Annotated in this window: 18 protein-coding genes; 3 read left to right on the top strand and 15 right to left on the bottom strand. The window is 46.1% G+C overall.

The annotated features are described in order from the left end of the window. Nucleotides 1-21: 21 nt before the first annotated feature. The 6 genes from GQ359_RS02220 to fliF are packed head-to-tail and all read right to left on the bottom strand — an operon-like array spanning nt 22 to nt 7,331. On the bottom strand, nt 22-1,611 hold the full coding sequence (locus GQ359_RS02220) for a flagellar hook-length control protein FliK (protein ID WP_215387319.1): 1,590 nt from the start codon (nt 1,609-1,611) through the stop codon (nt 22-24). A 26-nt stretch (nt 1,612-1,637) separates the two neighbouring features. Further along, nucleotides 1,638-2,084 (bottom strand): flagellar export protein FliJ, encoded by a 447-nt coding sequence (locus GQ359_RS02215; RefSeq protein ID WP_215387318.1) that lies wholly within the window; start codon nt 2,082-2,084, stop codon nt 1,638-1,640. Between the two features lie 6 nt (nt 2,085-2,090). After that, on the bottom strand, nt 2,091-3,476 hold the full coding sequence (locus tag GQ359_RS02210) for a FliI/YscN family ATPase (RefSeq protein ID WP_215387317.1): 1,386 nt from the start codon (nt 3,474-3,476) through the stop codon (nt 2,091-2,093). Next, on the bottom strand, nt 3,473-4,285 hold the full coding sequence (locus GQ359_RS02205) for a FliH/SctL family protein (protein WP_215387316.1): 813 nt from the start codon (nt 4,283-4,285) through the stop codon (nt 3,473-3,475). The genes GQ359_RS02210 and GQ359_RS02205 overlap by 4 nt, the downstream gene beginning before the upstream one ends. After that, nucleotides 4,272-5,369: a flagellar motor switch protein FliG gene (fliG, locus tag GQ359_RS02200; RefSeq protein WP_215302778.1), complete on the bottom strand. Its 1,098-nt coding sequence runs from the start codon at nt 5,367-5,369 to the stop codon at nt 4,272-4,274. The genes GQ359_RS02205 and fliG overlap by 14 nt, the downstream gene beginning before the upstream one ends. Before the next feature lie 18 nt (nt 5,370-5,387). Next, the gene (fliF, locus tag GQ359_RS02195) at nt 5,388-7,331 is read right to left on the bottom strand and encodes a flagellar basal-body MS-ring/collar protein FliF (RefSeq protein WP_215387315.1); all 1,944 of its coding nucleotides are present in this window, start codon (nt 7,329-7,331) and stop codon (nt 5,388-5,390) included. Nucleotides 7,332-7,510: 179 nt separating this feature from the next. On the opposite strand from fliF, the gene GQ359_RS02190 reads away from it, so the two are divergent. Genes GQ359_RS02190 through fliE form a run of 3 tightly spaced genes read left to right on the top strand, consistent with a single transcriptional unit; the run spans nt 7,511 to nt 10,528 of the window. Next, on the top strand, nt 7,511-8,653 hold the full coding sequence (locus GQ359_RS02190) for a PAS domain-containing sensor histidine kinase (RefSeq protein ID WP_215387314.1): 1,143 nt from the start codon (nt 7,511-7,513) through the stop codon (nt 8,651-8,653). A gap of 23 nt (nt 8,654-8,676) precedes the next feature. After that, complete coding sequence (locus GQ359_RS02185; protein ID WP_215387313.1) at nt 8,677-10,167, top strand: sigma-54 dependent transcriptional regulator; 1,491 nt, start codon at nt 8,677-8,679, stop codon at nt 10,165-10,167. Between the two features lie 34 nt (nt 10,168-10,201). Next, a complete protein-coding gene (gene fliE / locus GQ359_RS02180; RefSeq protein WP_215302772.1) occupies nt 10,202-10,528 on the top strand; it encodes a flagellar hook-basal body complex protein FliE in 327 nt (108 codons plus the stop codon). A 64-nt stretch (nt 10,529-10,592) separates the two neighbouring features. On the opposite strand, the gene GQ359_RS02175 is transcribed toward fliE, so the two are convergent. The 9 genes from GQ359_RS02175 to fliD (GQ359_RS02135) all read right to left on the bottom strand — a co-directional run bounded on the left by GQ359_RS02175 (nt 10,593) and on the right by fliD (GQ359_RS02135) (nt 22,951). Beyond that, on the bottom strand, nt 10,593-10,892 hold the full coding sequence (locus GQ359_RS02175) for an EscU/YscU/HrcU family type III secretion system export apparatus switch protein (protein WP_215387312.1): 300 nt from the start codon (nt 10,890-10,892) through the stop codon (nt 10,593-10,595). After that, complete coding sequence (locus GQ359_RS02170; RefSeq protein ID WP_215387311.1) at nt 10,885-11,946, bottom strand: hypothetical protein; 1,062 nt, start codon at nt 11,944-11,946, stop codon at nt 10,885-10,887. Before GQ359_RS02170 ends, GQ359_RS02175 begins: the two co-directional genes overlap by 8 nt. Nucleotides 11,947-12,027: 81 nt before the next feature. Beyond that, entirely contained in the window at nt 12,028-12,471 is a 444-nt protein-coding gene (gene fliS / locus GQ359_RS02165; protein ID WP_215387310.1) for a flagellar export chaperone FliS, read from the bottom strand. A 34-nt stretch (nt 12,472-12,505) separates the two neighbouring features. After that, on the bottom strand, nt 12,506-13,939 hold the full coding sequence (gene fliD, locus GQ359_RS02160) for a flagellar filament capping protein FliD (protein ID WP_215387309.1): 1,434 nt from the start codon (nt 13,937-13,939) through the stop codon (nt 12,506-12,508). A gap of 101 nt (nt 13,940-14,040) precedes the next feature. Beyond that, entirely contained in the window at nt 14,041-14,427 is a 387-nt protein-coding gene (locus tag GQ359_RS02155; protein ID WP_215387308.1) for a flagellar protein FlaG, read from the bottom strand. Between the two features lie 74 nt (nt 14,428-14,501). Further along, nucleotides 14,502-16,853 carry a flagellin gene (locus GQ359_RS02150; RefSeq protein WP_215387307.1) on the bottom strand — a complete coding sequence of 784 codons (2,352 nt, stop codon included), beginning with the start codon at nt 16,851-16,853 and terminating at the stop codon, nt 14,502-14,504. A 371-nt stretch (nt 16,854-17,224) separates the two neighbouring features. Next, nucleotides 17,225-17,635, bottom strand: a complete 411-nt coding sequence (locus GQ359_RS02145) for a flagellar protein FlaG (protein WP_215387306.1) — start codon at nt 17,633-17,635, stop codon at nt 17,225-17,227. A gap of 22 nt (nt 17,636-17,657) precedes the next feature. After that, nucleotides 17,658-18,218, bottom strand: a complete 561-nt coding sequence (locus GQ359_RS02140) for a hypothetical protein (protein WP_215387305.1) — start codon at nt 18,216-18,218, stop codon at nt 17,658-17,660. A 269-nt stretch (nt 18,219-18,487) separates the two neighbouring features. Then, a complete protein-coding gene (gene fliD / locus GQ359_RS02135) occupies nt 18,488-22,951 on the bottom strand; it encodes a flagellar filament capping protein FliD (RefSeq protein ID WP_215387304.1) in 4,464 nt (1,487 codons plus the stop codon). Nucleotides 22,952-22,989 lie beyond the last annotated feature (38 nt).

Below are 22,989 nucleotides of genomic sequence, written 5' to 3'. Positions count from 1 at the left end.
ATTCCTCTTTACTCAATAATATCAAGCATACAGGTGGACTGTATCGCTATTTCCCCTATTATCACCTGATCCGGCTGAACCGATGGCTAATGTTGTTTTTGAGCTTTGAGAAATCGTAGATTGGCTGTTGTAAAAGCCTTGTCGAGAACTGCCAAAACCTTGCTCTCTAGCCTGCTGAGATTGACCACCCTGCCTTAAATCGAGGGATAAATTCAGGCCCATTTGAGCAAATTCATTTTTCAGGTTTTGACCGCCCTGATCGAGACGGGACTTGGTGGCATCACTAGCACCTTCAACAATGAGGTGAGCACGTCCAGCTTGGTCGATCCGAAGGTCAATACGGATGGTTCCCTGCTCTGGAGGGGTCAATTCCAACATAATCCGACCGCCACCTGACTTGGCGGCACTCATGACCTGCTCATGCAGTGGTCCTGAGGCTAAGGAAACTTCCGAGGCTTTCAATTCGATCTTCTGTTGATTGCCTAAATTTTGGGCATCAGCTCTAGCTAGACTGGCGTTACTTGCAGTAATTTCACTTAAATTTAAAGTATCTTTAAATTCTTGCTTTTCAGCATGGGACAAGTTTTGTGCCTCTACTGCGCCCTTAGCATCAACAGCACTCGCACTCATTAGTGGTGCGCCACCTTTTGTGAGCTGACCTTTATCGGTGACATTGCCAGGGGTTAAGGCGACATCCAAGGTCTTGGATTTGGCCAATTTGTCGCCAGCACTGGTTAAAACGTTAGGGGTCTTAGGGTCAATTACATTTTGAATGGTAGTTGCTTTATTAGGATCAACTACACCAGCCTGTTCAACCACCACTGCAGCTGTTTGCTGTCCAGCGCCCTCGATTCCCAAAAGCTTAATTGCACCTGTTTCCGAACCCTTATTCATTAGATTCGTTAACTGAGTCTGAATCTCAGGAGGTAAGGTAATGCCATTTTTCTGAGCAAGACTCTGAATAGCGCTAGCAATTTGGGCTGGAGTTTGGGTATTTTGCTGACCTAAGGACTGTTGCTGCAATGCCTGCAGCAAAGAAGCCGCCTGACCTTGCATAGCCATTTCCGCGCCCTGACCAGAAGCTTTCATTGCCTTGGAAAGTGCCTGGCTAATTAGAGCCGTTTGTTTTGCGTCGAGCTGCTGCCCATTGGCTAATCCCAACAGGGATTGATTTTGTTGTGCGCCCAATAAGGACTGATCTTGTTGTGCACTCAGGCTGCTGAGCAAGCTCTGGATATTAGTGCTGGCATCCGTATTACTCCCGCCATTTATCTGATTGATCTGGCTTGGGTTTTGGAAGGCAACATTGAGCAAGCCCTGTGCAGCTATTTCTGCCATCAACAGTTCGACTGGATCGGAATTTTTTGCAGCCCCAGCTTGTTTGGCGCCCATAGTAGGCAAATTTTGCATAGCAAAAGCGCCTTGTGTACTAGTTTGACTAGAATTTAACTGGGCATCACGACGAGAAGCTGTAGAGCGGTCTAGCGCTGACAAGAAAGCCTCAAATCCGACAGGCATAGCGGAGCCGCCGGGCATTGAGCCCGACTTGCTACCTGCGGCATTTACGCCACTGGCTGCTGCTTGCATTCGAATTTGACCTACTGTTGGCATAGCCTCTCCAAAAGGAACACTACTTACTATGCATCTTTCGTGCCAGAATTGGCACTAGCCCTCGCCGCGTAGTTATCCTCAAAGAGGTTCATTTCCGCCTTAGCCTTCTTCTTCCTGACTTCCAGCCTCTTTTTATCGACTAATTTAGTCAATCCTCGGGTGCGCATTCTGGCTTCTGTGGCGGTCTTGAGGGTATCTTCTGAGGCTCTGGCCAGACCCTGAATCTGCCCATCCATCTCAATAGAGCTCTGAATCAGCTTCTCCCTAAATGCATTGGCATCCTGTATGAAGGCCACTGAAACGCTTTGATTACCACCGGCAATCATCTGCACCTCATATTCCTTTGCATAATCAAGCACTTGATTTTTAAAGGCTTTTGTTTGATTAACCTGTCCGGCAGCCCTTTTTGCACGAGCCATCGCTTGATCCTCACGGATTTTAGCTAGGCGCAGAAGTAGCTCAATTGCAGACATAAAGAATTAAACCACCGGAGGAGCGATCTCGAAAAGGAGTTTTTCGGTTTGATCAATTGGAATGGTTTGCTCGGCATCTTGCTGTAAAAATGCCTGTATTTTTGGCCAAGCCTGGAGCGCTGCATCTAAATCTGGGTCGGTACCGGCAATATAGGCACCCATAGAAACCAAATCGCGCCCTCGCATATAGCGACTATAAAGTTGTTTTAGGCGCCTCGCGGATAAGAGGTGCTCTTTGGAGACGACTTTAGGCATCACACGTGAAATCGACTTCTCAACATCAATAGCTGGGTAGTGACCGCTATCTGCTAATTCTCTAGATAAGAAGAAGTGACCGTCCAAAATTCCGCGGGCAGTATCCGCAACCGGGTCATTCGTATCGTCACCTTCTAGCAGCACGGTATAAAACGCCGTAATCGATCCATCGGGATTAGCGCCATTACCAACGCGCTCAACTAACTCAGGCATGCGAGCAAACACACTAGGCGGATATCCACGTGCTACTGGCGCTTCACCTAAGCTCAAACCAATCTCGCGCAATGCCATCGCATAACGCGTCAGAGAATCCACAATGAGAACAACATGCTTACCTTGATCTCTAAACCAGATCGCTACATCAGTTGCATACGATGCACCCTTAGAGCGCGCTAAGGGTGAAGCATCTGCTGGAGCAGCCACTACAACAGCGCGCTTAAATGATTCAGGACCGAGAGTGTCTTCACAAAACTCACGCACCTCACGACCGCGCTCACCTACTAAACCAATCACGATCACATCAGCAACACAGTTGCGCGCTAGCATACCTAATAAAACGCTTTTACCAACTCCTGAACCAGCAAAGATTCCAACCCGCTGTCCTCGACCTACTGTGAGCAAACCATTGACTGCTTGAATCCCAACATCTAATGGCTCATGAATGGGAGTGCGATCCAATGGATTCAAAGTTCTTTGAATAAATGGAGAGAATTGCTTTTCTCCATAACCTTTGCCATCAATCGGACGACCCAGGCCATCGACCACACGACCAAGCAGACTCTCGCCAATAGGCAATGGCTCACCAATACTATTGGAGGTGTATCCCGATCCAGAATTAAAGGGGGTGTCAGCTGGATAAACCAAAGCTCCAGGAGAAATACCTTCCATCGTGTCGATCGGCATTAAATAGGTAATGGCACCGTTAAAGCCAATGCATTCCGCATCATAGGTTTTGCCACCGAGCTCAGACAGAATGGTTGCGCCAGTACCAATGCTCATTGGCAAACCTTCTACCTCAAGCACAATTCCAGAAACCCGCTTGAGCTTACCTTCACGAATCGAGCGAGGTGCTTGCGCCAGATGCTGCCTGCGCATCTCCAGTTGATCCGCTAATTGAGCCGGCTGCAAGTGACTCACTCTTTCTCCACCTCACCAGAGTCAGGGGGATCAAGATGCTGTACTTCATCCAGGTGAGAGTCATCACCAGATTCGTCTTCAAGCATATTGATACTGCTATCGATCAAGGCTTCTGTGTTCACCGTTGCGAGCTCTTCAGCAGTGCCATCCAAACCTAAGGCGTTTCTGACGAGAGCTAAGCGTGCTTCAAGGCCCACATCAATACGTGCACCACTTACTTCAACATAAGCATGTCCTGGGCGTACATCCGCATCAACCAAAATAGTGCACGCAAATGGCAGGCCAGGATCATCAACAATTTTTTTCCAGGTCTCAACCTCTTCTGCTCGCAGACGCAGATAAAGATTTTCACCAGGACGTGGGAGACGCATCAAGGCTTCTTGAACAGCTGCAACGAATGGAGCACGCTCCATCGAGACATTGGCAGTCAGGCGTGAAGCAATCTCAAAACTCAGTTGTGTGAGGGGCTCAGCAATAGCCTCAGGCATTCCAGTCATCGCTTCAAGCAATTGACCCAGAGCATCTTGCAAACGTTTAGCTTCTTCGTCTGCCTCGACATAGCCCTGCTTATAACCCTCGCGATAGCCTGATTCTTTGCCTTCTTTGTAACCAGCATCCCTGCCTTCTACAAATCCTTGATTTGAGCCTAACTCATAAGCTTCTTTATAGGCGTTGTCGCGAATCGCCTCAACCTCTTCAACCGTTGGGTATTGAATAGGCGCAACCTTAGGAGGTTTAGGGGGCTTTGGAGGATCAAAGGAGGGAGGCTCCCACCTCGTCAGCAGGGAGTCCTCATCAGAGGAAGGCATCGGCTGACTTGCCCCTTTCCATGATCATGCGGCCTTCATCAGCCAAGACACGTGCAACACGAATAACTTCTTTTTGCATCTCTTCGACTTCTTGCACCTTGACTGGTGGGCGAGTCTCGAGATCTTCGCGCACGCCATCGGCGGCACGCTTGGCCATATTCTTGAAGAGCTTCTCGCGCAACTTTGGACTTGCGCCTTTGAGTGCGACGATCAAAGTTTCTTGCGGAACCTCTAACAACAGGGTCTGTAGTGAACGATCTTCGATGTCGTTGAAATCCTCGAACACGAACATCTTCTCTTGAATTGCATCAGCCAATTCGCCATTGAAGTTACGAATCGTATTGAGCGCTTCTTTGTCCAAGCCACCGGACAACATGTTGAGAATCTCCGCGGTAGGCACAACACCACCGACGGTGCTTCTGCGGAAGTCGGCATCTGGACCTGCGGAGCGTGACATAACTTCGTTCAATTCCTTCAAAGCAGCTGGTTGGACTTTCTCTAGCAAGGCAATACGCAAGATCAATTCATTACGCAAATCATCAGCAAACAACTTAAGAACAGAGGCTGCTTGCGATGGCTCCAAGAACACCATCACTGTAGCAATAATTTGCGGATGCTCATTCTTAATCATCTCGTACAGAACATCCGATTCCATACGCTTCAAAGTTTCAATACCCGACATGTCGAGTGTGGACTCTAAACGACCGAGCAAATCAGAAGCACCTTCAGCACCCATCGCTTTAGTCAGCATGTTCTGCATGAAGGAATCGGTATCGAAAGCCACTTGTGAGTTATTCGCAGTGACATCCTTAAATTGACGCAACACTTGCAATACAAGATCGCGACTTAAGGATCGAACGACCGCCATCTTTCCAGATAGGCGCTGCACTTCAAATGGCGTCATTTGACGCAAGACGTTTGCAGCAGATTCAGCGCCCACTGCTAACAACACCACAGCAGCGCGCGAAGCACCATCCAGCTCCTCGAAAGTCAAACTTCCAGATTGAGTTGCGCCCTTGACGCCCTCTTTCAGAGCTTCAGCAATCGAGAGCTGTTTGGGGGCGCCGGTTTCTTCGTCAGCCATGTCTATCTACTCTTTATCTCAACCAGCAGCAGCGGCAGCTGCGTTAGCGGTATTCGTTTTATCTGCATCATCCGCCAACCACTCTTTAAAGATAGAAGAAACCACTTTTGGATTCTCCTCCACAAATTCTTGCGCATACTTGAGTAGCTCGTCGTACTCCTGCTTCTTCTCTTCATCAGCACGTTTACGATCTTCTTCAAGCTTGGCACGCTCTTCCTCAAGACGTGCGCGCTCTTCTTCTTCAGCAATTCGCTGACGCTCTTTGAGCAATTCCATTTCCATGCGACGCTTGTCGCGAGCTTTCGGATCCATTTGGGCCATCTCAGCCTTCATCTTCTCATCAAACTCTTCTTCTATACGCTGCTCTTCCAAGGCCTCATCCATCTTCTTAGGAAACAGTAAAGGCTTCACAACGCCAAAGAAAATAATACCTAGAGATCCCAAAATAATCGCAAACTTAAAGAACTCTTTGCTGAGCTCAATTACACCCGCCTGCTTGTAAAACGGAGGCTCTACGTCAGCTTCAACCTTAAACGGAATATTGGCAACACTGACGCTATCGCCACGACGCTCATTAAAACCAACCGCATCACGAGCTAAGTTATTAATCTGATCCAACTCTTTGGCGTTATAAGGCACGGGCTTGAGTGGCTTGCCATCCTTATCTACTCCGGTAGGCTGCTTATAGTTCACCACTACACCAGCAGACACTCTTCTGACTTGACCTTTTTCAGATTTAATTCTCTGAATCGCGCGATCTAACTCGTAGTTGATTGTTGAGTCTTTTTTGATGTTGCTAGCTGTAGAGCTTGAACTTGATGGTGGTGCATTGAGATTCTGCGGTCCAGCAGCAGCTCCGCCTGCTGCATTAATCGGCGCCTGACCGCCACCAGGCGGTTGGTTGGTGAGCGCACCAGGGACACCTGCCGCTGCAGATCCAGGTGTTGCCGCTTCGTTTGTTTGCTGGCTTCTAATGGAGGATTGATTTGGTGGTGAGTTGCGACCAAACGTTTCTTCGGTTCGCTCAAGCTCACCAAAATCCATATCAACCGTTACTTGAGCACGTACATTTTCTTTACCAGTGACGGGCTCTAAGATGGCCTGAACTCGCTTAGATAAAGCGCCTTCAAGTTCCGCTACATACTTCAACTGATTGCTATCCAAGCCCATTAAACGCTGGGCATTGGGGGCTAGGAGACTGCCTTCAGCGTCAACAATAGTGACATTGGCTGGACCTAGATTAGGCACTGAAGAACCTACTAAATTCGTGATGGCAGCAACTTGCTGGGCATCTAGGAATCGACCAGGGTGCATTGTGACAACAACAGAGGCTGTGGGTTTTTCTTGCTCGCGCATGAATGCGGTTTGCTTAGGAATGGCTAACATCACACGAGCAGATTTAACCTGCGCCAATGAGCTAATGCTACGAGCTAACTCACCCTCAAGACCGCGCTGATAGTTCACCTGCTCTACGAACTGGCTGGTGCCCATCTTTTGGTTTTCAAGCAACTCAAAACCAACATTGCCCGCCTTGGGAAGTCCTTGTCCAGCAAGGCGCAAACGGGTTTCATAAACAGATGACTCTGGCACCAAAATAGCAGCACCACCTTCTGTGAACTTGTAAGGCACATTCATCTGCTGCAAGGCAGCTACGATTGCAGCGCCGTCGCGCTCGTTAATGCTGGAGAAAAGTACGCGGTAGTCATCCCTACTTCGGCCAGAGATCGAAACAAAGACCAAGACTGCAATAAAGAGGAAGAGTGCAGCAAGTACGATCAGGCGCTGTTGTAGACCTAATGCACCAAAACGCTGTTGGAGTTCGCCTAATTTTGAGGGGAGTTTGACCTTGCCCTTAGATGGGGCCATCGCTGGAATAGCTGCGGAGGCGGCTTTAGAGCCAATGCTGACTACTGCTGCATCCTTTTCGCTTTCCTGTATTCCGGGCTTTGCCTCTTCGCTCAATGGGTCGATTCCGTCAAATCAGGTAAAAATTCTGTAAACATAATATCACTAAATATAGAACCTTTTTGCCTTTTTTCCCTAAATATTGATATTCTATGGGAATAAAGAGGCAAAATTTGCCGCCCCAGTCATTACAAAACCAAAGTCATTTAATACGCATTTAGCCATAGATAAATACATTGACCAAGTCAGCCCCCAATATAACCGCTGAGAAAGATCCCGCCCTAGCTGCTAAGCACCTAGAGGAAGCATTTGCCATTTTTTATGCGGAATCTCAAAAACTCGAGACTCAGCAAGCAGCTCTTCAAGAGAAGATCAATCAACTCAGCTCCGAGTTGCAAAAGTCCAATCAGCGCTTGGGGATCCTATTAAATGCCATTCCAGCTGGAGTAATACTGCTCGAGAACAACATTGTTCTGCTTCATAACCCGGCAGTCCTTCAGTTCTTACCTAGCTTAAGCACAGGCAATCATTTTGAGTTGCCACATGATTGGCAAGCCTCTATTGCACCTGGTGAATACCTCATTGGTAACGCAGAAGATCGCAACGCCCCGCAAAAAATGGTTCAGGTCATTCGCATTGACGAGGGCATACGTAGCTTTGTGCAGATTCAAGATATTACCGCCAACATTGCTCTTCACCAAGAAACCCAGCGCGAGAATCGCCTCACTGCCATGGGCAAGATGGCTGCTGGTATTGCACACCAATTTCGCACGCCACTTGCTACCGCCCTCCTGTATTCGTCCCACCTTTGTGATGATGAAGTGCAGCCAGAGATGGCTAAAGAGTTTGCCTTGCGCTTACGCAAGCAATTACTTGATCTAGAAAAACTTTCACAAGACATGTTGCGATTTATTTCTAATCGCCCCACTAAAACTGTACTTAGCTCTGCTAAACAACTGATTGATGAAGCGCAAGCTAGTATTCAAGCACTGTTTGAAACAAAGCAAGTAAAACTGAATGTTCAATGCAATATTCCTGAGACGGCCATGTTGCTAGTAGAACCAAAATCTATTCCGAATGCATTAGTGGCTATTCTTGAAAACGCACTAGCAGTCTCACATCCTCAAGATACTGTCTCACTGACTGCAAATATTGATTCAAAGAAATTGATCATTACCATTGAAGATCAAGGCCCCGGTATTGCGAGCACCATCATTGATTCCTTGTTTGAGCCCTTCTCTACTACCAGCGCTAATGGCACTGGTCTTGGTCTATCGATCGCCAAAAATACTTTAGATGCCCACCGTGGAACGATTGCCGTTCACAACACCAAGCACGGTGCAGTCTTCAAGATCACCTTACCCATTACGCAACAATAAATACTGAGAAACGAACTATTGAAATGAATGACGCTATTGATCAACGTTTCCCTGTGATTCTGGTTGAGGATGATGAAGACCTCAGAGAGGCTATCGCAGTCACACTGCGCATGAAAAATATTGACTTTGTGACCCACCAAAGAGCTGAGACAGTAGTGCCCCTCTTGCGCCCAGGGCTCAAGACTGTATTGGTTACAGATTACAAGCTGCCTGGCATGACTGGCTTAGATCTGCTCAAGATTGCACAAACAGAATGTCCTGATTTACCAGTGGTCATCATGACTGCCTTTGCTGATACTAAGCTTGCAGTCGAGGCACTGAAAGCGGGCGCAAGAGACTTTCTGATTAAGCCTTTTGTGCCACAGCAACTCATTGAAATTATTTCTCGGTATCACCCACCAGAAACGAATTCTGCAAGCACACCTGAAGCATCTGCTCTAGTAGAAGCCACGTCAAAAACTAAAGAAGTGGGCTCACAGATTCGACCTGCTGAACACAACGTGATTGCCGTAGACCCACAAAGTATTGCCACCTTCACCAGATGCGAACGAGTAGCTGCAACTGATACAAGTGTTTTAGTTACTGGTGAATCTGGTGCAGGTAAAGAAGTGATTGCGCATCACATTCACAAAACATCTAAGCGCGCAAAAGGTCCTTACGTAGCGATTAACTGCGCAGCTATCCCGGAGACTTTGCTGGAATCGATTTTGTTTGGCCATGAAAAAGGTTCATTTACTGGCGCCACTAAATCACAAGCAGGTAAGTTTGAGCAAGCCCATAAAGGCACCCTCTTCTTAGATGAAATTGGAGAAATGCCAGCGCCCCTACAAGCCAAACTCTTGCGCGTATTGCAAGACAAAATGATTGAACGGATTGGATCTACTGATTCGATTCAGGCAGATGTGCGCATCATTGCAGCAACCAATCTCAATCTTCAAGAGCAAGTAAAAGCAGGTAAGTTCAGGGAAGATTTGTACTTCCGCCTAAACGTGTTCCCGATTCATGTTTTGGAATTGCGTAACCGTCCACTGGACATTATTCCTTTGGCGGAGTTCTTTCTCAAACGCTATAGCGTGAATATTGGTCGTGATTCACTTACCCTGAGTGTTGCTGCTAGAGCACTTTTACAAAAGTACCCCTGGCCTGGAAATGTCCGCGAACTCGAGAACATTATCCAAAGAGCGGTTTTATTGGCAGATGGGGATCAAATTTATGCGGAAGACTTAGAACTGGATGACTCCCAACTGACCCACATAACTACGCTCGATCAACCGACAAAAGCAGTAATAAATCGTGCTCCAGAGAGCAAAATGCCCCAAAATGGCACAGAAATTGCATTATCTAAGGGCGAAGCAAGTCAGGATATTGAGTCGGTTGAGCGTGAGCACATCCTCAAAGTTTTGGCAGAAGTAAATGGAAATAGAACGAAAGCCGTAGAAGTATTAGGTATCTCAGCAAGGGCATTACGCTACAAGCTGAAAGCCTATAAAGAAGCAGGCTTTCTAAATGAATGAGTATTTTGATTGTTTTTGTTAGATAATTAGGCGCATGAGCACAACAACCAGCGTAGATTCGATGATTACCCGGATGCAGGCATTAGCCGCTGCAGCCAGTGGTCAGCCTGTAGCTACTGATAACCAAGCTGGCAATGGTGTTGATTTCTCTGCAGTTCTCAAAAACGCCATTGAAAACGTTAATACTGCCCAAAATAGTGCTCAAGCTAAAGCCCAGTCTTTTGCAACTGGTGCATCAGATACCTCATTGGAAGACGTGATCGTCTCCCTCCAAAAAGCCAATCTTTCTTTGCAAGGCATGATTGCTGTTCGCAACAGATTAGTCGATGCTTACAAAGAAGTGACTAACTTACAAGTTTAAGAAGCTCAAGTCCCAAGATAAGCAAAAGCCCAGTTGAACTGGGCTTTTTTATTACCAAGACCTCTTATCGAGAATCTATCGGAATGTTATTTGGATTGGGTACGGTTTTGCCATCCACCTCATAGGCCCAAGCCAGCACTTCCGCTACAGCCGCATAGAGTTTAGGGGGCACTAATTCATTTAGCTTGAGTTGCATTAAAAACTCGACTAACTCTGGCTCTGTTTTGGTTGGAATACCAAACTCTTTTGCTCTAGCCAAAATAGCGTCCGCTACAAAGCCCTCACCTTGTCCGGTAATGCGTGGTGCAGCGCTATTGACCTCATAGGCAAGCGCAACTGCTTTACGGATCTTTTTCTCATCCATTGGATGATCCCCCACCCTTTAAGCTTACTTTTGCATCGGGGTCCACTTGCGCGCGTATTTGCTCTAGCAAATCTGAAAAAGCATTTGTCAGGATGCTTTGCGCCTCAGGAGTACCTTCTACTGCTACGTGCACACTTTCGCCAAACTGTGTGCCGACAACTTTAAATGGGCCCAAGTTTGGCAAACTAACTTCCATCGTGATGCGGCTACCTTTTTGTAATTGACCAGGCTGCTCCGGATCCGCCTCCCAAGCATCCTCGCGATATAAGCGCCCTTGGACGTTTGGCATCAGTTGACCCTGCCAGAGAATATCGCCGCGCAAAAGTAATTTGACTGAATCTCGTACTGCCGGTGAGTCTGTTGAAAGCTGGTTAACTAAATTTGCGGTTTCAGTCTCAACACTGTTACTGGTGGCTAATGGTGCTCCGTCTTCCTCACTTGCAGGAAACAATAAGCGCTTAAGCTGATCAGCCGCAAATATTCCTGAGCTCTGCAAATTTTGATACAGAGTTGCCATTGCCAATTTAGGATCAGCAACATCAACAAGTGGGGTTTGAGTACTAGCTCCAGGCCAATTAACCACAGCATTTTGAGCTACAGCAGCCTTTGCATCTGTAGTAATAGACTTGCCAAGCTCAGGCACATCAACCGCCAGGATATCCGAGAGTAGCTGCCCAAGTGCGGCACCACCCAAGGTATCCATGCGCGCCAGACTTTGGGATAACAAACTCGTTACTCGAGCTTGAGACGGATTACCCGCAGCCTCTGCAAGATCACCCGTCATAGAGGAAAGCTCTAGGAAGACTGCCTGATCAACATTGGGCTCAGATGCAACAGCGGCTCCCGCTCTAGCAGCCGCATTCTGCAATGCATCGTGCATTGCTGCGCTAGCGGATGAATCCCCAACTGGTAAGGGCATCTTTAATGCTACCCGGGGATCGATTGCACCAAGACTTTCTACTACAGCAGGTGCAGATGGAGGGGTAATTAAATCATTGCGGTGGTAATCCACCACAGGATTGATGGGTAAATTCGAGGGAATTGGTATGGCCATACTCAATCCTCCTTCATATATGTTTCTACAACTTTAATGCTTAGCCGCCAAAATACCAATAGCAGTCTGAATGGCATTCATTTAATAGTTGACCACCTGCTGCAATAACTCAGATTGCTGCTCTGGGGCATTCAGCGTGGGTGTAAATTCTTTTGGGGCGAGCGCTGACCACGCTTCGTATAAAGGTGTGAGTACATCAATAATTTCCTGAATTCGCTCAGCTGACTTTGCAGAGCGCGCAGCAATTAACTCACGCAATGACCATTCATAAACTGCGCCAAGACTCTGGGCGACTTCACCGCCTGTTTCATAATCTAAGCAAGCTAACAATCCCTGTTGAATCAAATCATGGGCTTTGGTGAAGGACTCAATTCCATAATCACCATCCTCAAGCGCTTTCTTTCCCATATTGAGATGATCGAAAACGCGCTGATATACCAACACTATTAACTGTCCAGGATCCGAGGCATTGACACCAGTAAAGGCCTCAGTAGCGGCATACGCTCTTGCTGATTTGGAAACCATATATTCTCCGATTGGTCCTTAGCTTCTGCTGCCGTTAATTATTGTTATTGTTGTTTGTCAGGGCATCTAAGGCACTCGTTAACGAGTTACTAGTAGAGCTCAACTGAAACAACAATGCGTTTAATGCTGAATACTGACTAATGTAATTATTCTGAATGACATTTAAGCGAGTCTCTAGTTCATCTTGACGATTGCGCAACTCAATCACTGAATTACTCTGCGCTTCAATTTGTTTGCTGAGCGCGCCATTAAAGCTTGCTGTGGAGGTTACAAAAGTCAGCAATGTATTGCTATCACTTACGTAGCCGACATCAACATCTTTACTCAACTTAGCCTGCAATCCATCGGCGGCTGCCATTGCATGAGTTATTGAATTAAATTTAATTGTGCCATCTAGCTGCAGATCCATGCCCAAGGAAGCTAGGCTCATAGTTGGACGCTTGCCTATGACTGAATCTGCCACACCATAAGCAAAGCCCGTTGCCAATCGTGTCTTAATATCACCAATGAAACCAAGCATTGTTGGATTCGTTGCAAAAGTTCCCGGCGTATCTGAATTGGCGTTATTCGCAGTTAGTGTTTTGTACAGGCTAATAAGGTCGTTATAAGCCGATACGAGGTCGGTGATTTTCTTTTCAGAGTTATCAGCGCCTTGTGAAACTGCGATGGTTTTACTTGATCCAACTGCGGTAGTACCAAGCAGATTAATCGTAAGTCCATCTACCGCATCACTCACAGTATTATTTGGGCGCTCAAAAGCGATTCCATTAATCGAGAATTCTGCATTTTTAGCTACGGTAGTGGCAGCAGCATTCACTGTGCCTGTCTCTAATCCGGTATAGGTCACTGCATTAGCAGTACCAGTCTCCGTACCCTCAATTGTGAGAGCCCACTGATCGCTAGCAGTGGTTTGCACAACACCGGCTTTGACGTTGCCATCCAAGCTATTGATCCAATTGGCCAGATCACTTACGGTTGGGCTTGTGGCTAATGAAGGGATGATTCGAGAGCTCACAACGCCATCGACCTTAACAACACCTTTTGAACTAAATTGGGTATTGCCCACCGTGAGCACAAATCCATCGGTTGCATCAACCGTAATTGGGGTAGTTGCTGAGGAATAACCGCTCAAAGCATGTTTTGATGCTGAAGCAATTTGAGACACTTCAATTGAGTAACTGCCAGCAACGGAGCCATTCGCCGCTGCAGCAGTTATCACCGAGCTGTCACTCGAGCTGGCTCGCATATTGTTATATGAGGCAGGATCCTGAAAACTAGCTAGGGCATCTTTAAATGTGGCCACCTTGGCCTTTACCGCCCCTAGGTCGCTAATAACCACCTGTTGCTGGGTGATTTTAGTTTTGAGGGTTTCAAGCGGGCGGTTCTCAGCAGTCATTAACTGCTGCACGATTCCAGACACATCAATGGATGCGGTGGAAGTGCTTGAATTGCTTGAAGAAACTGCCATTTTATTGTTCTCTAATTAAAAAGATGAATGCCAACACAACGAAGCATTGGCATTTATCTTATGCAAAATTTATGCCAATCTTTACAGTTGGCATATAGAACTTAGGCCTTTTGACTCACCAAAACATTGTTCAGGCGCTGAAAATCCCTAGAAATCTTTAATAATTCCTCTGAGGGTAATTGGCGAACCAACTCACCAGTACTTGGATTAACAACCCGAACCACATGATATCCAGTGGCTTCATCCACTGAAAAACTCAAATTACGACCCATTGACTGAACAAACTGCTGAATGTCTGCAGCTGCTTTTGCAACAACTTCACGTGTTGGCTGAGTTGTAGCGTCAATATTAGATGGTTTGATGACTGTGCTAACTGCCTTAGAAACTACCTCGGCATCAGACCTAGTAGGCTGGGCAACCACCTGTGGCATTCCGCTGGATTGCATTGCACCAGAGCTAGCAGCCGAATTAATATTAATTGTGCTCATACATAACTCTCCTATTACTATCGACTAAAACCCAAAGTGGTTTCCCACCTTAGGTTTTTGCCATAACTTCTAAATTACTTCAACAATGACAAGATTACATTAGGCATTTGATTTGCTTGGGCCAACATTGCTGTTGCAGCCTGTTGCATGATCTGACCCTTAGTCAACTTTGCAGTTTCTGCAGCAAAGTCAGTATCAATAATTGCGGAACGTGAATTCTGCAAATTAGTGCTCTGAGCTTGCAAGTTTGTAGAAACAAAACTTAAGCGATTCATTTGTGAGCCGTAAGTTGCACGTTTAGTAGAAATAAACTCAAGTGCATTATCTACTGCTGCAGCTGCGTTCTTAAATGCTGTCTGCCATGTATCAATTGTGTCAGTCAAACCTAATGTGCCCAACTTGCCAGCACCACTTTCGGAAATAACTGAACCTAAAGTAACCATTTCCAACTGGTCACCAGCAAACTGGCCAGTACTTGCAGTTTGAATATTTAAAGTGTCGATCTGGATGTAAGCATCAGAATTAGGACCGCTTTGGAATTTCAATGCACTGTTGTTACCGCTAGCAACAACTACTTGTCCAGGACCACCAGAAACAGATTGGCCAACGCCTGCGTTCAATGTTGCAAGTGAAGTGCCGATTTGATCAGCTGTTTGAGCCTGGTAACTCTTAGCATCAAAGGCAATACCAAAGCTATCAAAGTTGAATTTTTGTGTTGCTAGAGCCGCATTATCACTCACAGCCAAACTTTGTGTAGTAGCAATACCATTAACAGTACCAGACATAGTCAAGGTTGATGAGCTACCAGTAATTGAAGTTAGGTTTTGCCCAACCATGATGTTGGTTGCCACCTTAGTAATTACTGCGGTCCTGTCTGCAACAGCAACAGCAATATCAGCCCCAGTAGCGTTGCTCAAAAGAAGGGATGATGATGATGCAGTGGCTGTCAATCCTGTAGTAAAGCTACCAGATAGCGTTCCAACGACCCCCCTATTAGAAATAGAAACATCTCCATTAGCCCCGGCCATTGCAGTAGCAAGTTGAGCAGCAGTTATAGCTTGTGAGGCAACAAATGTTTTACCGCCAACATAAACAGAGTCACCAGCCTTCACATCCTTCAATACATTGGTTTGAACACCAACGCTTGCCTTAATTGAGCTAACTGTTGATGCACCATCAACAGTGGCAGTGATACTTGTAGTTGCAGTACCAGTCAACAAGTCCCCCGCTTTATATCCAGAGCCCGCAGCAGTAACTGTTAAACCTGTAATGTTTCCACTTACATCAAAATCAACTGTTGCAGTTGCGCCAGAGCCAGATCCACCACTTAAAGTAATCGCCTGTCCAGTCAGCGCGCTACCTGAAGCATTAATGCTTTGCCCTAAGCCTGCAACAAGTGATCCAACTCCACCAGTGCGGTTATAAGTCATGGTATAGGTTCCAGGAGCAACTCCAGACAAATTCATGCCTGTAATTTCGCCGCCAGTACCGTTAACCTGTAAATTCTTGTATGTGCTTGAAGCTAACTGTGAGGCAAGAGCTTCACCAGTTACCTTATCACCAGTGCCACGCACAGAGCGCATGTTGATAGAGATACCGAAGTTGCTGAAATCTAGGATCTGGTCGGTTGTAGTTGCCTGACCACTAACGTTGCTTGCAATTGCATCCTTAACTGCAACAGTTTGTGACTGAGCCAAACCATTGAAAGTGCCAGTCAAAGTCAAGTTAGCGCCATTGCTAGTTAATACATATGAACCTGGAATCTGCTTTAACATCTCAGAGCTTAACTCCACATCATAAGTTGTTGCAACAGTACCGGCTGCGGCTGAACCAATGCCTCCCAAAGCACCAAGCGACAAATCATTTAGACCTGTAGATGTACCTGTACCAGTTCTTGAGTAATAGCCAAGACCCTTAGTATTGTCAGTGCCTAATACAGTAACAGCAGTATTCTGAATACGTGTGCCAGTTTTAATATCTGAGTTATTTAAGTCAACGCTAGAACCACTTGACAGTAAGTTGATGCCGTTAAAAGCAGTACGTGCAGCTGTTGCATTGATCTCAGCGTTCAAGTCTTTCATTTCTTGAACGATATTTAATTTTTGGCTGGTTGACAGTGATCCGTCGTAACCTTGTGTTGCCAATTGCTTGAGGCGCAACATCATGTCTTGCACTGTTGACAATGAAGAATCTGCTGTTTGCAGCAAGTTAGTTGCATCGCTCAAGTTGCGAATAGATTGGTTTGTGCCGTTGATCTGGCTCTGCATGTTTTGTGAAATTGACAAACCAGCAGCATCGTCCTTGGCGCTGTTGATACGCAAGCCAGAAGACAGGCGCTGAACTGAAGTCGCCAAGCTGTTTTGAGCATTGGATAGGCTGTTTTGGGCAAACAAAGAAGCCAAATTGGTGTTAATTACTGTAGGCATTTAAATCTCCTTAATAAATACGTTTTGGGGCCACCCAAGATGGATTTGCTTCCCTGTACTTTTATTAACGGCACTGTTGACCCAAGCGTTTAGGACAATTTGACTCTGTTGTTTAAGAGACGCTTATATAATCGATAACTCGTTGTTTTTATTGGATATTATTCAGCTGCGCTTGCTTCCAGCCGCCCCACCTAAATACTGGTTAGCTCAGCACTCTTTCTAACTGTTCACTGGTAAAAAGGTTGATTTTGAGGTCATTTGACCTCAAGGATTGTGTTTTGGGCTTCGCTGGAGCAGCGGTGTGTAGGGCTGGTAATAAGGCAGCTAATGGCTAAATCAATAGCCAAACTAGTTAAAACTTAAGTGGGGTGCTAAGCCTTACGGTTTACAAGTAAGCCGCCAAAGTTAGGCAGGCTCTGAGCAATCTTGAGAAGCTCAGGGGATGGCATTTGACGGATCACCTCTCCAGTCTCTGGATTAGTTACTGTCACCACATGGTATCCAGTATTGCCGTCTACAGAGATATTGATATTTCTTCCCATGGAGTGGATAAAGCTCTCAAGCTCTTGAGCGGCTTTTTCAATAGTTGCTCTGGTCGATTGAGCCATCTCATTAACGCCTGATGGCTTAATTTGTGTACTCATGACTTTGGATACAACCTCAGCATCACTTGGGATATTTACCTTGGGAGCACTAGAAGCAACAGGCGGAGTTGGGGCCGGCAATACGCTATTGGCGTATTGCGCTGCTGCTCCATTCGCACTGTTGATCGTATTGCTCATTTCAAAGCTATCCCTAGATAAATTATGCCGTCACGTTGATCAAACTTCCAGCCCCAGAATCATCTAATAATGATCTTTGCAAGCCCTCCAGTAAGCCACCCAAGGTATTTGAATTACTTGGTACGCCGGCAGACTTGAGTAATTTATCAGCGCTTTGAGCAACAGCCCCATCTATAGATGAGCCATTACCCACTGCACTAATCATTTGAGAAATGCCAGCACTTAATTGCTCCAAGGGGTTAGCCGCTTTGGCAGATGAATTGTCTGGCTGAGGTTTAAGTGCCGAGATTACTGATGTCAAAAAATCTACAGCAGTTTTTTTAATTTCTTGAGCCTGAGCTCCTGAGCTATCAGCCTGAGTAGCCGAGGGATTTGCGCCTAGCTGACTCAAAGTTTTGAGAACGTCCTGAACCAGTCTTGGAATAACAGATGGTTTTGCGCCGGCCTTAGGCAAAGCTGCGCCTGACACGCCCTTGGCATCATCGGCATCTTTACCGGTAATCGGATTGATCCGATTAATTTGCAACAGGCTAGCCAATGAAGGTGGCTGAGGACCTGAATTTGCAACTACTGAAATAGCCATAAAACACTCTCTTACCCGATAAGCACGTAAAACCCTTGTTTAAAGTCTCCAAATTAGATGTAAATACCAAAACCCTAACGGAGACTGCCCATATCGTTACCTACGGCAATAAAAAAGAAAGTGTTTAGCTTTATTTAATAATTTATTTAATATTTACTAATTCCTATAAAAATCAATGATTTAGGAGCCCCTAGAACAGAAACTAGTACTTAGTTTCAGGTTTGGCGGTTTTGAAGGCTAAGCAGAGGCAAGAAGGTGTCTTTGAATATCTACTTATTCGAGTTCATATTTGTAAGACTGTCCAGGGCATTTCCAAGGCTGGTGCTGGTGGAATTAAGCTGGAATAGGAGCGCGTTGAGTCCTGAGTACTGGGCGATATAGCTTTCCTGGACTTTATTCAGGCGATTTTGAATATTCTCTTTTTCTTTAGTCAAGCTATTGACTTGGTTGCTTTCATTTTGAATCTGCTGAGAAAGTGCGCCCAAACTACTAGACTGGGCTTTAACAAAAGTTGCCAAAGTATCTGTTGCGCTGGTGTAACCAATCTTGATACCTTTGAGGAACTTCTCTCTTAATCCCGCGGACTGAGACATCAAATATGAAACTGCGTTGTATTTCAAGGTGCCATCCAGCTGGTAATCCAAACCAAGACTTGCAAGACTCAATGTGTATGGATCACCCTCAGAGTTATTGGTCCCGATGTTGTAAGTGAGTCCAGTAGCAAAGCGGCGCTTAATACCCTCTATGAAAGAGAGTGTTGTTGGATTATTGGCAAAGGTTCCTGGGGTGCTGGAATTAGCGCTATTAGCAGTCATGCTGCTGTAAGTCTTAATAAGATCGTTATAAGCATCCTTTAAGTCTGTAATACTTTTTTCAGTGTTATCAGCACCTAATATCACCTTCACATTAGTGGTTCCGGCAGTGCCCATTAAGTTGAAAGTGACCCCTGAATAGATATCACTTATGGAGTTACTTGACCGCTCATAAGCAATACCACCGATGCTCAGTTGAGCATTGCGTGCAGTTGTATATTGATTCACAGTGAGGCCTGTGCCAGAAATTGTTCTGATAACTGAACTTGCTGTTAGATCAGTTACGTTTGTTCCAGCTGCTGCAGTTGAGGTAAATAAAACCTGATCACCGCTAATAACCGCCCCGGAGGAATAACCTGAAAGTGATCCGGAATAACTACCATAGCTAGACCCTGCGCCCGTTGTTGCATTATTTGCAAGGCTAGCAAATGCTCCGGATAACTCAGCAGTAGTCAACGCCCTTCCCGCTGTAAAAGTTAGTCCACCAATGGTGATGGAGTCTCCTGACTTTATACCAGCAGGTGCAAATTTAAACTGCACACTTTCTTGAGCAGCGGCGCCACCATCAGAAATTGTGGGTGCACTAAACGTTGTAGTCGAAACGCTACGACCAACAATCGCTCCCGATAAATTGGCAGCATCACCATCAACAGATGCAGTAAAGGTCACCTTACTTCCATCGGCTAATCCTGATGCATAGCTAGCAATATTGGTCCCACTAAACGTACCCAAGAGATTAGACGTCTTCGTCGTACCTGCAGCGATGCCTGCAAATGCTTGGGCTACTTTTTCTGCAGTGAGGTCTTGATTGGCGGTAAAAGTTATCGATCCGCCATCGCTAGCTTCAGTCAGGGTTACAGCATCCCCAGCCTTTAATGCGCTAAAGTTGAAAGTCCATAGCTCATTGACCCCATCTGATCCAGCAGTAGATGACTCTATTGTCAGAGTACTACTGCTTGATGCTGCCCGATTAACAAAAGAGGAGCTGATATTTGATACATCCGATCCGGCGGTACTTGAAGTCAAAATCACATCATTACCATTAACGACTGAACTAAAACCAGTCAGTGCACCAGAAAAGTTTGCGTAATTAAGCGCATTACCAACTGCGACCGAAGCGGGATTACCCACTTCAATAACCCCAGGAATGGGTAGACTAAATTCGCGCTTAAGACTATTTAAGACGGCAGAGCCTGAGCTGGCGTTGTATTCCACAACATAAGCACCAATCGGATTAGCATTTAAATCATTCCACTGAAAACCCTGTGGCTGCGAGAAATTTGCATAATCCTCGTTACCCCCAGAGTCATTTGGTTCACCGGTGGCCCAGTTGCTATAGAGGTTAATGCCGCGGATTTGGAAATCAGAAAGTGCGCCATCTGTCACTACGCCATTTACTTTTCCAGTAAAACTGAGGCTAGCGCTCAGAGAGTCTGCAGCAACAGAATAAGAAAAATCATATTCTGAAAATAACCCTAATGTGCCTGCAGCTCCAGATGCTTTGGTACCATTTATTGAGTAACCGACGCCGGTTGCATCAATATCTGAACCTGCGTCAAAGTAGGCTTTCAGATTCGTTAAGACTGTTGTAATACTTTGTGTAGTGCCAGAAGAATTGTTGTAAACAACTGTATCTATAAGATCATCCGCAGGATTAACCAACTGAAAGCTAATCGATCTTGCATTTGCCAAAAAGAGCGTGCTTGAGTTTGTACTCTCAAAATCCCATGTGCGAATTTCTTTTGAACTAGGTGTACCCAAAGTGACAGATGGAATAGCACGCTTATTCGTTGGATTTGTTGTGGCATAAAACTCTACGCCAGCTTCAGGTCCCGCGCCCCAAACCCATTTACCCTCGTTGGCTGCATCATTTGCCCCAATCCAAGATGTGGTGTTTACTTTGCCACGAATAAAGTCATTTTCTTCTTGACTGGTAATGTTTGTCAGGAAACCTGTGAGACCCATAAATGTGCTGCTTGAAGCCGCTGTTGTTGCATCAGCAATTCCAATTGAACCGGAAACTACCTTGTAGTAAGAGGCATCACCAGTAACGGAGTCCGATCTAGAAATAATGTCTGATGGAACAATATTGATAGATATTTTTCCAAGACCGTCTGGGCTATTTGCCTCTAAAGTGGCCAATGCAGAATTGAGTTGAGCTGCAGTACCCACAAATGCAAGCTCAGTCACCAAACCATCATCCATTGCAGCTTTATTGGCGTAGCCATAGACCTCTGTCAAGGCAGTTGTTGTTGCAGCCCCAATGCGTAGCTTTGTACTACCGGTTGTTGTAATAACTGCCTTCATTAAATCGCTGGCACCAAGACTTAAATTGGTTCTAGCGGTTTCAGCCCAGTCAGCCCCCGGAACAGAGATCCAGGCGTTGGCGATAGCCACAGGATCTGCAGCACTGGCGTTAACAATCTTTGCCGCAATTTCTGATGCAGTTTCAACATTCGTTGCAGCCAATGAGGTGTTGACGTTAAATGACCCAAGAGATCCAAAGCTTAATGTCGTCACACCATTGAGCGCACCAGCAAAGAGTGCTTTTGGAGGTGTTGCAGTTGAATCGCCAGATCCCGATGTCACTAGTTCGATAGAGGAGGATGCAACAGCACTGCCACTGACATATTTTGTCATCGTTAGTACTGCACCTACGCTGGTTAAGCGATAAACGCCTGAATCAGTTGGCAATGCAACATTACTTAAGCTCACTGTAGATCCACCACTTACGGGATCTGAAGTCTTACCGTTCAATATGCTGGTTTGCAATGGCGCAGTTGCCCCTGCCTGCAAGGCATTAAACGAGGCAGCTGACTGAGCAGCCGTTAAATCCATCTTAGCGGTCATGGTCAAGCCAGCTATGGTGATAGAGTCACCAGCCCGCATTGCTGGAAATGTAAACGTTGCAGTCTCATCACTAATACCCTGAGTTCTGGAAACTACAGTGGGGTAAGTTGAGCTTGCAGTAACACCTGCAATACTTAAGGTCTTTGCACCATTGCCTGCCTGTGTAATCTCTAAACTTGCGCCAGTAGCATCCGTCACAATTGCGGCTGTAAGGCCTAGCGTGTTTGCAGTAGAACGTGCATTAATCCAGGTCACTAAGTCGCCCAAAGTAACGGCGCCAGCCATGCCGGTTCCAACTATCGCTGTGACATTACTGCCGGCCCCACCAGTTTTGTAAGTTACGCCATCGGCAGTTAACTGAAAACCATTAGCCTGATCTAGCAGCACTAAATCTGTAGACGCCGTAAAACCCCGGATACTAGCTCCAGTCTGCAATCCAGAGATCGAAAAATCATTACTCAAACCTTCTTGAGTTCCATTGAGCACCAGGCTCCAATGACCAGCAGTCATCTGCGATAGAGATGCAGTGACATTGGTTGAGCCACTTACGCTATTGATCCAATCTTTGAGCGTTGTTGCCGTTGGGTTTGCCGCCAATATTGCAATTGCATTAGCAGTCGTCACCCCAGCAACAGTCTTACTACCATCACTGCTGTACACCGTTGTACCCACGGTGATCTGAAAGCCTGAACTGGTGGTGAAATTGACTGCATCAGTAGCACTGGCAAGACCAGTAATGTTGTAAGTACTTTTTTGAGCTACCTGCGCAACAGTCACGGCATATGTCCCTGCTGCTGCACCAGTACCAGCGGTGGCAGTAACGATCGCGGTATTGTCTGAGCTGGCAGACATGTTTCCGTAGGTATTGATATCTTCAAATACTGTCAATGCATCTTGAAGAGCGGCAACCTTACTTTTAATGACTCCTAAGTCGCTAATTACTACTTTTTGAGTAGCAATTTTGGCGTCAATTCTGTCTATCGGCTTGCTTTCAGCAGACATCAACTGCGAGACGATGCTCGCTACATCAATCGATGCATTCGTTGCTGAACTGGTTGAAGATATCGCCACTGAAAAGCCTTTAATTTGGACAAAACCTTCCCAAAAAA

The organism is Polynucleobacter sp. AM-7D1, from assembly GCF_018688455.1.
In the GTDB taxonomy this organism is placed as follows: domain Bacteria; phylum Pseudomonadota; class Gammaproteobacteria; order Burkholderiales; family Burkholderiaceae; genus Polynucleobacter.
This window is presented reverse-complemented; position numbering and strand designations above follow the sequence as displayed.

Excerpts from the sequence above, each read along its gene's own strand:
- GQ359_RS02220 (WP_215387319.1), bottom strand. The coding sequence starts at position 1,611 with ATGCCAACAGTAGGTCAAATTCGAATGCAAGCAGCAGCCAGTGGCGTA.
- GQ359_RS02215 (WP_215387318.1), bottom strand. The coding sequence starts at position 2,084 with ATGTCTGCAATTGAGCTACTTCTGCGCCTAGCTAAAATCCGTGAGGAT.
- GQ359_RS02205 (WP_215387316.1), bottom strand. The coding sequence starts at position 4,285 with ATGCCTTCCTCTGATGAGGACTCCCTGCTGACGAGGTGGGAGCCTCCC.
- fliG (WP_215302778.1), bottom strand. The coding sequence starts at position 5,369 with ATGGCTGACGAAGAAACCGGCGCCCCCAAACAGCTCTCGATTGCTGAA.
- GQ359_RS02185 (WP_215387313.1), top strand. The coding sequence starts at position 8,677 with ATGAATGACGCTATTGATCAACGTTTCCCTGTGATTCTGGTTGAGGAT.
- fliE (WP_215302772.1), top strand. The coding sequence starts at position 10,202 with ATGAGCACAACAACCAGCGTAGATTCGATGATTACCCGGATGCAGGCA.
- GQ359_RS02175 (WP_215387312.1), bottom strand. The coding sequence starts at position 10,892 with ATGGATGAGAAAAAGATCCGTAAAGCAGTTGCGCTTGCCTATGAGGTC.
- GQ359_RS02170 (WP_215387311.1), bottom strand. The coding sequence starts at position 11,946 with ATGGCCATACCAATTCCCTCGAATTTACCCATCAATCCTGTGGTGGAT.
- fliS (WP_215387310.1), bottom strand. The coding sequence starts at position 12,471 with ATGGTTTCCAAATCAGCAAGAGCGTATGCCGCTACTGAGGCCTTTACT.
- fliD (WP_215387309.1), bottom strand. The coding sequence starts at position 13,939 with ATGGCAGTTTCTTCAAGCAATTCAAGCACTTCCACCGCATCCATTGAT.
- GQ359_RS02155 (WP_215387308.1), bottom strand. The coding sequence starts at position 14,427 with ATGAGCACAATTAATATTAATTCGGCTGCTAGCTCTGGTGCAATGCAA.
- GQ359_RS02150 (WP_215387307.1), bottom strand. The coding sequence starts at position 16,853 with ATGCCTACAGTAATTAACACCAATTTGGCTTCTTTGTTTGCCCAAAAC.
- GQ359_RS02145 (WP_215387306.1), bottom strand. The coding sequence starts at position 17,635 with ATGAGCAATACGATCAACAGTGCGAATGGAGCAGCAGCGCAATACGCC.
- GQ359_RS02140 (WP_215387305.1), bottom strand. The coding sequence starts at position 18,218 with ATGGCTATTTCAGTAGTTGCAAATTCAGGTCCTCAGCCACCTTCATTG.